This is a genomic window from Epilithonimonas tenax DSM 16811 (assembly GCF_000428485.1).
Taxonomy (GTDB): Bacteria; Bacteroidota; Bacteroidia; order Flavobacteriales; family Weeksellaceae; genus Epilithonimonas; species Epilithonimonas tenax.
In genome coordinates this window covers 1-15,304 of sequence record NZ_AUAA01000018.1, presented here as the reverse complement: position 1 = coordinate 15,304, position 15,304 = coordinate 1, and the positions used below count along the sequence as shown (strand labels likewise).

The window sequence follows — 15,304 nt, the reverse complement described above, 5'->3', positions numbered from 1 at the left end:
ATTTGAGATATACGATAATTTCTAATTAATTCTCAATCACCTAGGAAATCGTATATTAGATCCAAATAACTTCATGGAAACAAATGATAGAGAATTTATAGAGATTGTAGCGGATTATATGGAAGAAATTTCCAATTTTATAATCAATTCGGAAAAATCACGAGAAGGTTCCGAGGAGCAGTACAAGTTGGCTGAAGCCGAAATTGAAAAGTTACCAGACTTTAAGTTGATATTGGACGGTCTTATGTTGACAATTTCAAAGAATTTCCATACACCTGTTAAGAATCTTGATGATAATATCTCGTACCAGATTGGTGTATCTGCATCTTATATAAGGACACATTTTTTGATTAACAATTTAATAATGTCCGGTGATATAATTGAAGCATCAACTTTAATTAGAAAGCAACTTGAGGCACTCACCAGGCTAATTGAGCTTGAGAAAAAAGAGGTTTCTAAGCTAGAAAAGAAAACACCTAATGTAAATAATGTATTTAATAATACCACGAAGGAGTTGTACAGACAACTTTCCGAAATTGCACATTCTGGAAGTAATAATGTCATAAATTTAATATCGCATTTTGACGAAGGTCACAACCGGGCGGAAGCATCTATTTATCCGAAGTTTACATCACATTCTTTAGAGTGCTATAAATTTCATTGTTTTATTGCACTAGGCTTTTTGGGATATTTCATAAAATTTGCAATGAAAGTATATGGTGAGGATTATGAATATGAAGAAGATATAGAAGTATTTTTGGTTCTGATTGACATTCACAAAGAAATTGATTTTTTAAATAATAAATGATAATATATTTAAACTTAGGTCAAATTTTTCCAACTTGCAAATAGGAATAAATTTTGTATTTTTGTAAAGCACAATATATTCTATAATGAAAAAGACGATATCAAAAGGAGAGAAGCTGAACTGGAAACCATTGAGAACAGTAGTTTCTGTAAAGATTTCTGCCGCAGATCTTAAGGGCAGGAAAGTTGTTGTGTCCGCACACAGTTCTAAAAGAGTGATAAATTAAACTTTAAAAATTTGTACGAGTTAAAATTCATACAGAAAGATAATTGTAAAGATGGTTCCGACCATCTTTTTACATATATATACAAATTCTTCTGTACCGATATTAAACTGCATTATATTATTAGGGCAGAGTATCATAATGGAAATGTAATTGCTCTCAAATTTTATTGTAAAAAAGACCGGGGAAGCGACTATAAGTACAATAAAATTATTAATAAAAATACTTTCAAAACTGTTGTCAAAATACTAGATACCTGTATTTCCTTAATTCCGACCTTGCTTGATAAGCATCCTGATTGTAGTTTTGGGTTGTGTTCCGCAAGATCTATCGATTTTTCTAATCCTAAAAAGTTAACTGAGCATTTACCAAATAATCAGAGGTTTCGGGTCTATTCTCAGTATATTCAGAGTAAAGTAGGTAACGAGACATTTTCCCATATTGAATATCCATCGATCAGCTCATATATGTTACTTAACAACAATGTTCAGGATATTGACAAAGAGGAAAGAAATATTATAGAAATGTTTGAAAGGACTTACAGAACTATTCCTGACATTACAAATCAATAATATTTTATAAATTGTTGAATTAAATAAGGAACTATGAAAGCTTACGAAAGTATTAAAGAAATATTATCTTTTTATCAGGTACACTGTGATGAACCTTACTATATATCTTCAGGAAAACTCATTTTTGAATTCCCAAAAAGACTGTTCCGCATGGATTTTTATGCATTCTGCATCTGTGTTTCCGGTAGTATTGATTTAGAAATTGATAATCACCATTACAATATATCCCAAAACGGATTCCTGATATCTGCTCCGTCAACAATTATAAAATTTGTAAATACCAGCAAAGATTTCCGCATGAAGGTTCTATTCTTTGAAAAGAATTTCCTGCTTAAGAACATTTCTAATCCATTTTTTATCGAGAATCTGTCTCTATTCAATAAAACTACCTTTAATGTAGTTATTTCCAACGAAGCAAGTAGTAAACACTTAATCAATTTGTTGGAATATCTTCAGCAGCAGACCACGAGGAATGGTCGTTTTACAGAAGATATTTTTCGTACTATTATTATTAATATTTTATTGGAAGTTGCAGTTCTAATTGATGAAGGCAGAAAAGACAACGCATATCCCACTCCACAGGATAACAATCATATTTTTTTTAAATTCAATGAATTGGTGAAAGAAAATATTTTGCAGCATAAGGACGTACAATACTATGCGGACAAGCTATTCATTTCCAACAAATATCTTATTCTGATTGTAAAAAAAGCGACCGGCAAAACGCCGCATCAGATTATTGATGAGGCCTTATTAAAAGAGGTTTGCGTTCTGCTCGGCTATCCAGAAAAAAATATTTCTCAGATTGCTTTTGAAACAGGCTTTAATTCTACCTCTGCATTCGGCCGTTTCTTTAAAAAGCATGCGTCAATATCGCCCCAAAGGTACCGAAGACAACAGCATTTTTAAAAAAGAAATTCCGTATATGATTTTCGAATTTAGGGATACCAAGGAATTAATGTATATCAATACCTTTATCATATAAAAATAACCTAAAAAAAATATCATATGAGCAATTCGAACAAACATGCATATTTCATCGGAGGCGGATTGGCAAGTCTTGCCGGCGCCGTATATCTGTTAGAAGACGGAGGCTTTAAAGGCGAAAACATTCACATCATTGAAGCCCTGCCGATTTTGGGCGGTAGCAACGATGGTGCAGGAACTAAAGAAAAAGGGTTCATCTGTCGTGGCGGGCGTATGCTCAACGAAGAAACCTATGAAAACTTTTGGGAATTAACATCCCGTATCCCTTCTCTGGATGTCCCGAACATTTCCGTAAAAGACGAAATTCTGGCATTTGACCACGCGAATCCGACAAATGCAAAAGCGCGGTTGATTGACAAAAACGGAAACATTTTACCTGTAACGGATATGGGTTTCAATACTCAGGACCGGATGAAATTTTTGAAATTGTTTTTTGCCGATGAAAATGATTTAGACAACATTACTATTCGTGATTGGTTTGACGATCATTTTTTTACAACCAACTTTTGGTATATGTGGCAAACCACTTTTGCCTGGCAGGAATGGAGCAGTATTTTTGAATTTCAACGCTATATGAAACGTATGCTGTTGGAATTTTCAAGAATCGAAACACTCGAAGGGGTTACCAGAACACCATACAACCAATATGAATCCGTTATCTTACCGTTGAAGGCATTTCTGGACCAGCATAAAGTGGACTTTTCATTAAGAAAAACCGTTACCGATTTGGATTTTGCCGATGATGATGGCATTACCGTAACGGAAATAGAATGCATCAATGCAGAAGGAAACACAGAGAAAATAACCGTGAATGAAGGCGATTTGGTATTCTTTACCAACGGATGCATTACAGACAATTCTAATAACGGCGATTATAACACGCCTGCAAAATATTTGCCGTCAAATCCGCCAAGTTTTGCATTATGGCGTGAAATTGCCAACAAGAAACCCGGCAAGTTGGGTAATCCCGACCCGTTTTTTACCAAACCTGACGAAACAAAATGGTATTCTTTCACACCAACATTCAAAGGAAATAAATTTCTGAAACTTATTGAAGAATACACTGGCAACAAACCGGGCAGTGGAGCTTTGATGACATTTAAAGATTCATCGTGGCGAATGTCAATTGTGGTGGCTGCACAACCGCATTTCAAAGCGCAAGGCGATGATACTACTATTCTTTGGGGCTACGGATTATATCCAGATGCAGTGGGAGATTATGTGAAAAAGCCGATGATTGATTGCACGGGCGAAGAAATTTTGACAGAGTTGATTCATCATTTGCATTTTGAAAAACACGAACAGGAAATAAAAGATAGCGTTATCAATGTTATTCCGTGTATGATGCCTTACATCGATGCTTTGTTTCAGCCAAGAGCTAAAAAAGACCGTCCTGCAGTTGTTCCTGAAGGCAGCACCAACCTGGCTCTTATCAGCCAGTTTGTGGAAATACCGGAAGATATGGTATTCACAGAAGAATATTCGGTTCGTGCAGCACGCCTTGCGGTCTATACCCTGCTCGGACTCGATAAAAAAGTAACACCAGTAACGGAACACTGGAAAAAACCAGACGTGCTGGCAAAAGCCATTCATACCTCTTACAGAAATTAAACAAAAAAAATTTTGTTAACGACAATATTAGATTGACAATTTAAATTAATACAAAAAATGAAAAAAATCACACTGGCCATTGCACTTTGTGCAACTACTTTCGCTGTAAAGGCGCAAATAACGATTGACCCTGAAATAGGTCTGAATTTTAATAAAATAAAGACAGAGGTAGGCGATAATTCTTCCGAATCCGATGACTCCAAAACGGGGTTCCGTATCGGGGCAGGCGTTAACATCCCTTTGTCACAAGGTTTCTACGTAAAGCCCGGTTTATTTTACAGCAACAAGGGCTCAAAAACCACTACCAGCATCGGAGATTTCAAAACCAGCATGGATTACCTTGAAGTCCCTGTTAATCTCGGATATCAGTATAAAATTGAAGGAGGAAAGTCCGGAGGAATTTTTGCAGAGGTAGGGCCTTACATCGGATTTGGAGTAAGCGGTAAATATAAAGGAGAGAATATCCCAGTAATCGGTTCTCAGGAAACCGACATCAACTTTGGTAGTGGCAGCGATGAAACTAAAGGATTCGATTGGGGATTTAATTTCGGTGCCGGATACGAAACACCTTGGGGAATCTATCTGAAAGGACAATATGGCCTGGGATTAGGTAATCTTTCCAATATAGACAACGTAACATCTTATAACCGTGGATGGAATCTTTCATTAGGATATCGAATCTCTCTTTAATCAATAAAAGAGATTTTGTATAATAACCAATTTATCTAACTTTATTCTGCTCTTACTTTTGTCAAGGGCAGAATTTGTTTTTGTGCAAAACCAACCGACTATGGCAAGGCATACATCAGGCTATATAATCAAGCAGAAAATTGGCAACTCAGGTTCGCACACGCTTTTTTATGAATTATCCGAACCAATAAATGAATCACCAAAGGCTACGGTTCTTATTCTCCACGGGATGCAGGAGCATAGCGGTCGTTATAAGGATTTTGCGGAATATCTGGCGAGCAATGGTTTTGCAGTTCTATTATATGACCATCTCGGACACGGAAAAACGGCGGAAAATCGGGAAGAACTTGGCTATTTTCAAAAAGAAAATCCCAAGCAGCAACTGATAGACGATGCCGCAACGATGGCTGCATTTTTAGAAAACAATTACCCTAACATTCCTCACTTTTTACTAGGTCATTCTATGGGGTCTTTCATTGCAAGATGCTTACTTCAGAATCAGGAAGCCGATTTTAAAGGCGCAGTCATCGTGGGAACGGGAGGAAAAATCAACGGAATCGGTTTGGCTAAATTTTTCCTGTCCATTAAGAATATTATTGCCCCAAAACACAGGAGCAAATTCATCAACCAAACTTTTTCAAAAATTAATAATCAACATTTTAAAGGCGAGAAAGATGGCGACCTTACCAGCTGGCTGAGCCTCAGCAAATCCAACCGTGAATCATTTTGCCGGGACAGCCTATGCGGAGTACCTTTTACCAATAATGGTTTTTACGCATTAGTTTCTCTAAACCAACAGGCAACGGAAAGAAAATGGGCAGAAAAATTACCAAAAGAATTTCCCTTTCTTTTTGTAAGCGGAGCTGATGATCCGATAGGAGACTTCGCAAAAGGGGTTGAAAAAACGGTAACACAAATGCAAAAAGATGGATTTACAGATGTTAAAATTAAAATTTATCCTGCTATGCGGCACGAAATACTTAATGAGGATATTAAAGAATATGTATATGAAGATATAAGGGATTGGCTCAATAAAAAAATACAGCAATTGGAAAAGTAGACTAAAAATATTTTAATTTAAAAAAATAATTTGTTAATGATTAAAATACGTAGTTTTTTACAGGAAACAGGCAATATCACACAGTTTACCAAAAATTACTTTCTATTAGGTTTCCGTCCACCATATGAAATAAAGGAACTGCTCGCACAATGCTATCTCATAGGTTACAAATCTTTGGGGCTTATTGCCATGACAGGCTTTATCATCGGCTTGGTTCTTACGATGCAGCTGCGGCCAAGCCTCGTACGCTATGGTGTGGAATCCCAGCTGCCTGTAATGGTAGGCATTGCCATCATCCGTGAAATAGCACCCGTAATCGCCGCTCTCATCTTTGCAGGTAAAATTGCCAGTAGCATCGGGGCAGAGCTGGGCTCGATGCGGGTTACCGAACAGATAGACGCAATGGAAGTAAGCGGTACACATCCTTTTAAATACCTTGTTGCCACACGTGTCCTGGCTACAACATTTATGCTTCCCGTACTTATCATCCTGGCGGATGCCATTTCACTATATGGTGCCTGGATAGGTGTTAACATTGGCGGTACAACTAGCCTGTCACTTTTCTATTCACAGGTTTTTGACTCCTTGGATTTCAGTGACATCATACCAGCTTTTATCAAAAGCTTTTTTTTCGGTTTTGCAGTGGGAATCGTGGGTGCCTATAAAGGCTATAATGCAGTAAAAGGAACACGGGGCGTGGGGAACGCCGCCAATTCAGCGGTCGTGCTCTCCTCTATCCTTATCTTCGTTTTGGACCTGATTGCGGTACAGATAACCGGCATTCTCGGATATAATTAAATCATCATTATGGCGGAAACAAAAACAACAGCAAACGGCAATAATGACAATGGACCGGCCATCGTCATTGAAGATATTTATAAAAGCTTTGGTGAAAAAAAAGTGCTTAACGGTTTTAACCTAACGGTCGATAAGAACGAAAATGTTGTAGTTCTCGGAAAATCAGGCACGGGAAAATCTGTGCTTATCAAATGTATCGTCCGGCTTTTAACACCTGATAGCGGTAGGATAATGATTTCCGGGCAGGATATTGTCCAACTGGAAAATCAAGAGCTGGACAAGGCACGCTCAAAAATAGGTTTTCTTTTTCAGGGAAATGCCATCTATGACTCTATGACCATCCGCGAAAATCTGGAATTCCCTTTAAGAAGACGGTGGTTCCGGCTGAAGCAGGTTGAAATTGACGCACGGGTTGAAGAAGCACTCGATAGTGTGGGGCTTAAACATACCGTAGACCTTATGCCATCCGAATTGTCGGGAGGGATGCTGAAAAGAATAGCTCTGGCACGTACTGTCATCCTCAAGCCGGAAATCATCCTTTATGATGAACCTACCACCGGACTTGATACGGTAACGGCAAAAGAAATAGACAGCCTTATCATGGATATACATAGAAAATACAAAACATCATCAATCATTATCTCACACGATATGAACTGTGTGAAAAATACGGCTGACAGAGTAGTCTTGCTGCTTGACGGAAAATGCTATGCACAAGGTACTTATCAGGAATTTGAAAGTTCTGATGACGAAAACATTAAACAATTTTTTGATTAAAATATGAATAAAAATAATATCAAGCTCGGCTTATTTGTAATTTCGGGGCTTATACTTATGATGGCTGTTTTCTTTTACATTGGCAGCGGTTCGGGTATTTTTACCAGCAAATTTGAGCTCAGGGCAAAATTCAAAAACTCTAATGGGCTCAGGGAAGGAAGCAATGTGCTATTTTCAGGGATGCAGGCGGGTTCTGTAAAATCTGTAAAATTGTCCGAAAGGGATGATATAGAGGTCATTATGCTTATAGACAAAGATATTGCAAAGCATATAGACAATAGTGCCAAAGCCTCGATTGGAACAGAAGGCATTATCGGCAATGCGGTGGTCAATATTTTACCTTACGGGAAGCCGGGCAGACCGGTGCAGGAAAAAGAATATCTCACGGCAGATACCAAACCAGGTGTGGATGAAATACTCAACACGCTATCGGCAAGCAACAACAATATACACGATATATCCAAATCTCTTAAAAACACTGTGCATAAAATTGACAGCAGCCAGATTTTAAAATTAATTAATGACAAGGCATTTGCCGAAAACTTAAAATTATCCATCCTGAAAATACGCCAAAGCACGGAAAATATAGAAAACCTGAGCAGTACTGCAGAAGCCATCATTACGTCTACACGCCAGGGAAAAGGAGCAACGGGACTTCTCCTTGCCAACAAAGATTTTGAGTCCCAGCTTAAGCAGACTTTCAATAACGTCAATGCCGCCAGCAATAATCTTAATACAGTAAGCAATGAACTTATCACAGTTGGTAAAAACCTGCAGACATTCAGTAAAAATATAGAAAATGGAAAAGGACCGGTAAATGCCCTTATCACTGATACCGTTCTTACAAAAAACATCAATAACAGCCTTTACAATATCGAAAAGGGAACCGAAGGCTTCAACCAGAATATGGAGGCTCTGAAGCATAATTTTCTCTTCAGAGGTTACTTCCGCAAACAGGAAAAAAAGAAAAGGGAAACCGAAAAACACAATCTCCAAAGATAACATTATTGGAATATCAGCACATACAATTAGAATTTTGGGATATATAAAGTGAAAGCAATATGTGTAACTTTATTAAACAAAAACAAGGTTATTTTATCATATATTATAAACTAAAAAAATCTAATTATGTATTACAGTAATGGGAATTACGAAGCATTTGCCCGCCCGAAAAAACCGGCAAATATTGAACAGAAATCTGCCGTACTTATCGGTTCTGGATTAGCTTCATTGGCCGCCGCAGCTTTTTTGATACGCGATGCGCAAATGGAAGGAAACAAAATCCGTATTCTGGAAGAATTAGCTTTACCCGGTGGCAGTATGGACGGTATCTGGAATGAGCAGAAAGGCTACATCATACGAGGCGGACGGGAAATGGAAACACATTTCGAAACCCTCTGGGATTTGTTCCGCTCGATACCCTCATTAGAAACGGAAGGCGTTTCCGTACTGGACGAATATTATTGGCTCAATAAAGAAGACCCTAGCTTTTCCCACGCCCGTGTTATCGAAAACCGTGGAGAAAGACTGCCCACGGATGGCAAGCTTACACTTTCCCAGAAAGCCATCCACGAACTTATAGCGCTGGTTCTTCTTCCTGAAGAAAAACTACAGGATGTACAGATAGACCAGGTATTTACAGAAGAATTTTTCCAATCCAACTTTTGGACCTACTGGGCTACGATGTTCGCATTCGAACCCTGGGCAAGTGCGATGGAAATGCGCCGATATGTTCTTCGTTTCATCCATCACGTTGGCAGCATAGCAGATATGTCCTCACTACGCTTCACGAAATACAACCAATATGAATCACTGATTCATCCGTTGGTAAGCTACCTTGAGTCCCACGGTGTTACCTTCCAGTATGATAGCCAGGTTCAGAACATACTTGTAGAAAATGAAAACGGCAAAAAAGTAGCGAAGAAAATCGAATATATTAAGAATGGCAATGCAGAAAGCATCAGCCTGACCGAAAACGACCTGGTGTTTGTTACCAACGGCTCCATTACCGAAAGCAGTACATACGGTGACAATCATAACCCTGCTCCTGTTGCTGACGGCATTGGCGGAAGTTGGCAACTTTGGCAGAATCTGGTAGACCAGGATGATGCCTTTGGAAAACCCGAAAAGTTCTACAAAAACATTCCCGAAGCCAACTGGGTAATCTCCGGAAGCATTACCTTCTTCGACGAAAAAGTGATTCCGTATATAGAAAAAATAACAAAAAAAGACCCAAGAAGCGGTTCTATAGTGACTAGCGGACCTGTCACAATAAACGATTCTAACTGGTGGTATGGCTTTTCCATCAGCAGACAGCCCCACTTCAAGGCTCAGAAAAAAAATGAAGTAATTGTTTGGGTTTATGGGTTGTATTCTCATAAACCAGGAAATTATATCCAAAAGAAAATTACGGAAGCCACGGGGATAGAGCTTTGCAAAGAATTTTTATACCATATTGGTGTTCCTGAAAATGAAATTGCAGAAATTGCACAAGCTGCCAACAGCATCCCTTGCCGTATGCCTTATATCACATCTTACTTTATGCCTCGTGCATTGGGAGACCGCCCATTGGTGGTTCCGGAGGGTTCTGTGAACCTTGCTTTTATCGGTAATTTTGCCGAAACTGGAAAAGACACCGTATTCACGACCGAATATTCCGTGCGTACAGCAATGGAGGCAGTTTACACCCTTTTGGATGTAGACAGAGGTGTCCCGGAAGTTTTTGCTTCTTCATATGACATCAGGGTACTGCTGAAATCCATCTATCACCTTAATGACAATAAAAACCTAAATGAAATTGAATTTCCTTGGTTGATTTCAATCCTTGAAAAATATGGTGTCAAGAAAATAGAAGGTACTTATGTTGAAGAGATTTTAAAAGAAGCCAAGTTGTTATAAAAGATTTTTTTAATTTAATTATTTATACAATTATAAAAAGAGGCTGTTACAAAGCAACAGCCTCTTTTTATTTTGAAAATGAATCTACATATACTTTTCTAATTCCCCTCTGTTGAAATCCATTTCTCATCTTTAAAATAAAAGGGAAATTTCCTAGAAATAGCAGTATCACATAAATTTCCAGGATATTAGCATTTGATTTTCGATTTTCTTATTTATAATATTTTACAATTTATAAAACTCCGGACTGAATGCTTCCTCCAAATTCTTTGGTTCTTTACGTTTTTTGTGGTTTAGTTCGTGTCTTGAGATTGAAGATGTTACATACGCTGACTGCCGTGAACGCTGTAAATTCCCGATCGGTGAATTCTCTTCGATGGTTCTAAACGGTGTAAAAGACAGATTTTCCATAATTTCAAAATTACCATCCTCAGGAACCGTTTGTTTTGGTATTGTGATTTTTGCCACCGTACGGAATGGTGATAATTCCTGCGACCATTCTTTTGTAAGGTCATTCACAGGCATTTCTTTCAGGTCTTTGCAAAGTTGTATTTGCAACTCAAATGTAAGTTCTTTTTGAGCTATTTCTTTGATAATTCCTTTTCTGTACGGCCATTCTGCGCTGTCTAGATCAATATCTTTTTCCGTGATGGCGTTCTTGGTCTGCTCAGTTGGGATCACTCTTACTTTGGCGATATAATCACCGTGGCGTACCGCTCCCATACTGTAAAATTCGTAAAGAAAACTGTTGATGGAAGGGATTTTTTCAAAAGTTTTAAGAGCGCCCAATTCCTTCAAAGCCTCAAAATTTGGAAATGCTTTTTTATTTTCGGTGACCCAAAGTGTGGCAAATTCCAATTTTCCCAAGGCTCCCTTTTCAAAGAAATCATTTAGCTTTAAAAAAAGCTTTGAAATGAAAACATAATGTTCTGCCGAGTTACAGAAAAACACGGGATTATTAATCAGGTTAAAATCAACATTGGGAGAATCTTCCTCTCCGGGAGATAATTTTTTGCCATCTATCCCAAAAATCTTTAAAGCAAATCCTTGTGCATTACCGCTTAGTTTATCGGGCAAAACTCTGGACGAACCATTGGAAAAGCGAACTGCTGCCTGGTGTGTTCCGGGTTTCGCATAAATGCCCTGCGCCAGTTCTTTGGGCAGATTATCCAAAATTTCAACCTCTGCTTTCAGCACTGCATAGCCATTGGCGTGCGCATCTCTTGTATGATGGGTCGCCCTGCTTAGGTTTGGCGTATTTTTGATGTATTCGCGGATATCGTTATTAATGGTGGTAATATACTCATCGAAATTTTCTGGAATTTCTTCCACTTCGTAACTGTACTTGATGTATTCTTCCATAGTGCTTTTTTTTATTTTAATTCGCTAATCCATTTTAGAGCAGAAATGCTTGGGATAAAACAATATTCGCCGCCTTTCACGATGTTGTAGGTCTGCAAACCACGGTATCTTTTGATGAGGGGTTCTCCCGGTGCAGAAAACAGTGCGTCTTCGTCCTGTACACCGATCATAGGATCTTTTTCTGTTCCCAGATTTTGGGCGTTACCATCGTTTGCCCATTGTTTTTGAAGAAATTCCAGTGTTCCCATTGCATCAGCACTAATGCCAATAAAGTACTGTCCACGTTCCTTACCGTCATTTTTGGTTACCTCCGGCGGAACAATGTCGCCAAAAGTTACACTTTTTCTGATAATCCTGTGCAAACGTTCATCCTCCAAAACAAAAGATTTGGAATCTCTTGGGTTCATCCTGCGGATATGCGAACTGAACGGACACTTTTTACCGTACTCATCATTCTTGAAAGAAAAATCATTGTTTTTTTGCATATCATCTCCTAGCGATTTATCATCCTTTTCGGGAGCTAAAACCAAAGGTGCACCACTTCGCCAGCGACCTACCATTTTAGCAGCCAAGAGCTCTCCCTCTTCCGGCGAAGAAGAATTTTCTTTAACGAACTGATTAAATTCCGCCACTTGGCTCTGGTACTTTCTGAAAACCATAAAAGAACCGTTCTTCCCTAAAACTTCAGGCTGTGGAAACGGCTTTATGGTACCGGCTTCTCCAGGATAGCCCAGTATAAATTCGCCTGCTTTAAGCGGGCGGTCAAATCCAGCCGGAACTTCTATCCCACTGCCTTCAATTTCCGGGTTGCTAATACCGTCTCTGAATCCGAACACATTTTTAACCTCTTCAGATACGCTGAAATTGTGACTCAAGATTACTTCTATGCCTCTATTATCAGCCAATTTAGACCGAAATTCCTCCAGCTTGCTTTTCCACGCCTCTTCATTGTTGGCGATAATCGCCGCAGCGATGTGAATATGCGACCTTTTAAAAACCCTTTCCCAGTTTTTGGGGTCATTGACACCAATGTCATATAGAAAACGGGAGCGGTCTGCCATTCCTTCCTTGAAGGATTCGGGGAAAGTCTCAAGCGACTCTTTAGGCACGCCGATTTTTTCCAGACCTTTATAAGTGAACGTCAACGTAACCGATGCCCCTTCATTCTTATGCCAGTCTTCCGCAGAACTCACAATCGGCAAGAGTTTTTGGAGCATTTGTCTGGCTGCCACAGCATCTTTGATTTCAATGATTGCCACCGTTCCGAAATACGGAATAGGGCGGCTTCTGAGAATTAAGGCCTGTATTTCGTTCAGCTCAATTTCTACTTTATTGGGATTGAATATCCGCTTTAAAAATTCCAATGCCATACTTAGATTTTATTTGCTTCGTCAATCGCCCTATTAAGTCCGGTAATGATTTTATCATTTCTCCTCACATCATTTACAGTAAGATGCGGAACACCAACATACCAGCCGGTCGCGGTAATCTGATGGTCTAGAATGAACTGTTTTACACTCGGGTCTTTTATGCCCGGCCAGCCTTCCACATTACCGAAAATGATGTCCATCAGCTGCGGAATTTTTGTGGCGAAATCATCAATATAAGCATCCCAGTCGCCATCATAAGCCGTGCAGAAAAGAATCTTGGTATCGTTATCAAATAAAACGATACGCAGGTCGTGCAGTGTTCCTACTTTGGTTGCCCCTTTCAGGTTTCCGCCTGCAATTTCCATTATGGTCCTGAGGTTTTCTGCACCTCCCGGTTTAAGGTCTGCCATCGCCGTTAACTCAGATACACGCCCAGAGCGTAACCCTTTTTTGCCGGCAGATGTAGTGGAATGGTCGTAACCATCATCAATACCTTCACTGAAATTCGCCTTTGCCAATTCGGCAGTCAATTTGATTTTGTCTATGAAACCCATAATTCAGATTTTTGATTAATTATTCACATTGTTTTTTGAGATAAAAACAATAATTTTCAAGAGTGTACTACAAATGTAAAGCCACAGGCAGCCTTAAAAATATACCAAAATTCGTATATTATGTACTAAAACTCCCTAATCCCACCTATTTGCTTTAAAAGCTTCAATTGATAAAAGGAAATATCTTATCTTTAATCTTGTTGTAATTTTGAGAGAATAAAACCTATTTAACTATAAAAAATCAATCTTTATAATTGAGATTTATCAATATTATTTATACTGTTGATTATTTCTTCAATATCAGAGTTATTTACACTAAAAATTGTATCAAATATGTGTTTTACTGAACTTAAACCTTTAGTTAAATTAGCAGTTAATTCAAGCTCTTTAAAACTTGTTATCAATGAGTTAATTTTATAAGTTAATTCTTTTTCTGTAAATACTATGTTATTTTCTAAAGAATGAGAATCAAAATTTCTTTTGATTATTCTTAAGTTTATAATTGAAGGTGAAAATAAAAATTTGCTTAAAGAACGTATAAGTCCAAAAGAGGAAGTATTCATATTTTTATGAGGTAAAGACCCAAGACCAACCACGTGATACTTTTGACGAAGTGACTTACTTATGAAATAAGCATCTCTCCAACTCGTTGTTAATATAGCAATATCGGATAATTCAGCTTTACCATCACTTATAAGCTTGGCTATGGTATTAGCTATGTAATCATTATTATTGTCATATTTGGTTTCACAAATTACTATATCAAAATTAAAGTCTTTGTACTTTGAATCATTCTGTAATTCAATATGATCTTTAAAAAGAATTGAGTATCCTTTAACTATATTTGTAGTAGAACGATATGTTGTATCTAAATTTTCTATTTCTGCTTGAAAATCATATGATGCTCTACTGAATGCATTATCAATAGCTCCAGCAAAGGCATATATTTTTTGTTTTTCATCTCCAACCATAAAAAATGTACAATCTTCAGATTCATTTCGAATAGCCTTTAAAATTTCGTATTGAAATATATTTGTATCCTGAAACTCATCAATCGATATTTCGTAAAATTTATTTGCTATAGATTGTGCAACAAAATCATTTTCAGAAACAATCTTATATGATTTGAATAAAATTTCATTGAAATCTATTGCCTTTTTATCTCTTAAGAAATTGAAATATAATTCAGAAATATATATCCACGATTCAATGTTATCAGTATTTGAACAATCTAAATCACCATTTAAAAGTCTTTTTATTTTACTTAGTTCATCAAGTGGATTATCTCCTAACTCAATATCGGAGTTTATTTCTATAAATTCTTTCAGCTCATCATATGAAATTATTCTTGGCTTATGCCATTTGTAAATCCAAGAAAAGGGTCTTAATATAAATTCAAGGCAAAATCTATGAATTGTACCAATAAATATATCTTTATCATCGGTATTTAATCTATGGATATACTAATTTAACTCGTAGTGCATTATCAAACTAATGCAATTTTAATATTATTCATTTTTCTATTAAATACAAAAACATTTACAAATTGAATGAAAGTTAATGCTGTTATTTTGCTCAATATCCTTGTTTTAAA

The 15,304-nt window shown here is 37.6% G+C and carries 14 protein-coding genes and 1 pseudogene; 10 read left to right on the top strand and 5 right to left on the bottom strand.

Annotated elements, in window-relative coordinates:
- Positions 1 to 73: 73 nt before the first annotated feature.
- From F564_RS0110290 to F564_RS0110240, 10 genes are all read left to right on the top strand, one after another.
- Positions 74 to 808, top strand: a complete 735-nt coding sequence (locus tag F564_RS0110290) for a hypothetical protein (RefSeq protein ID WP_028122572.1) — start codon at positions 74 to 76, stop codon at positions 806 to 808.
- 85 nt (positions 809 to 893) lie between these two features.
- A complete protein-coding gene (locus tag F564_RS20600; protein ID WP_154656849.1) occupies positions 894 to 1,034 on the top strand; it encodes a hypothetical protein in 141 nt (46 codons plus the stop codon).
- Positions 1,035 to 1,636: 602 nt separating this feature from the next.
- Entirely contained in the window at positions 1,637 to 2,512 is an 876-nt protein-coding gene (locus tag F564_RS0110275) for a helix-turn-helix domain-containing protein (protein WP_028122570.1), read from the top strand.
- 99 nt (positions 2,513 to 2,611) lie between these two features.
- Positions 2,612 to 4,201, top strand: a complete 1,590-nt coding sequence (locus F564_RS0110270; RefSeq protein ID WP_028122569.1) for an oleate hydratase — start codon at positions 2,612 to 2,614, stop codon at positions 4,199 to 4,201.
- A 57-nt stretch (positions 4,202 to 4,258) separates the two neighbouring features.
- Positions 4,259 to 4,891 carry a porin family protein gene (locus F564_RS0110265; RefSeq protein WP_028122568.1) on the top strand — a complete coding sequence of 211 codons (633 nt, stop codon included), beginning with the start codon at positions 4,259 to 4,261 and terminating at the stop codon, positions 4,889 to 4,891.
- A 100-nt stretch (positions 4,892 to 4,991) separates the two neighbouring features.
- Positions 4,992 to 5,951, top strand: coding sequence for an alpha/beta fold hydrolase (locus tag F564_RS0110260; protein ID WP_034981335.1), 960 nt, complete (start codon positions 4,992 to 4,994; stop codon positions 5,949 to 5,951).
- A 36-nt stretch (positions 5,952 to 5,987) separates the two neighbouring features.
- Positions 5,988 to 6,749, top strand: coding sequence for an MlaE family ABC transporter permease (locus F564_RS0110255; RefSeq protein WP_028122566.1), 762 nt, complete (start codon positions 5,988 to 5,990; stop codon positions 6,747 to 6,749).
- 9 nt (positions 6,750 to 6,758) lie between these two features.
- Positions 6,759 to 7,526 (top strand): ABC transporter ATP-binding protein, encoded by a 768-nt coding sequence (locus tag F564_RS0110250; RefSeq protein ID WP_028122565.1) that lies wholly within the window; start codon positions 6,759 to 6,761, stop codon positions 7,524 to 7,526.
- 3 nt (positions 7,527 to 7,529) lie between these two features.
- Complete coding sequence (locus F564_RS0110245) at positions 7,530 to 8,528, top strand: MlaD family protein (RefSeq protein ID WP_028122564.1); 999 nt, start codon at positions 7,530 to 7,532, stop codon at positions 8,526 to 8,528.
- Between the two features lie 126 nt (positions 8,529 to 8,654).
- Entirely contained in the window at positions 8,655 to 10,424 is a 1,770-nt protein-coding gene (locus F564_RS0110240) for an oleate hydratase (RefSeq protein ID WP_028122563.1), read from the top strand.
- Positions 10,425 to 10,649: 225 nt separating this feature from the next.
- Here F564_RS0110240 and F564_RS0110235 read toward each other — a convergent pair whose 3' ends face one another.
- From F564_RS0110235 to F564_RS20960, 5 genes and pseudogenes are all read right to left on the bottom strand, one after another.
- Entirely contained in the window at positions 10,650 to 11,786 is a 1,137-nt protein-coding gene (locus F564_RS0110235; protein ID WP_028122562.1) for a catalase family protein, read from the bottom strand.
- Positions 11,787 to 11,797: 11 nt separating this feature from the next.
- Positions 11,798 to 13,156, bottom strand: a complete 1,359-nt coding sequence (locus F564_RS0110230; RefSeq protein WP_028122561.1) for a Dyp-type peroxidase — start codon at positions 13,154 to 13,156, stop codon at positions 11,798 to 11,800.
- 2 nt (positions 13,157 to 13,158) lie between these two features.
- Complete coding sequence (locus F564_RS0110225) at positions 13,159 to 13,710, bottom strand: hypothetical protein (protein WP_028122560.1); 552 nt, start codon at positions 13,708 to 13,710, stop codon at positions 13,159 to 13,161.
- 248 nt (positions 13,711 to 13,958) lie between these two features.
- Complete coding sequence (locus F564_RS20430; RefSeq protein ID WP_394330633.1) at positions 13,959 to 15,134, bottom strand: UvrD-helicase domain-containing protein; 1,176 nt, start codon at positions 15,132 to 15,134, stop codon at positions 13,959 to 13,961.
- A gap of 62 nt (positions 15,135 to 15,196) precedes the next feature.
- A pseudogene (locus tag F564_RS20960) lies at positions 15,197 to 15,304 on the bottom strand (IS982 family transposase); the annotation flags it as partial.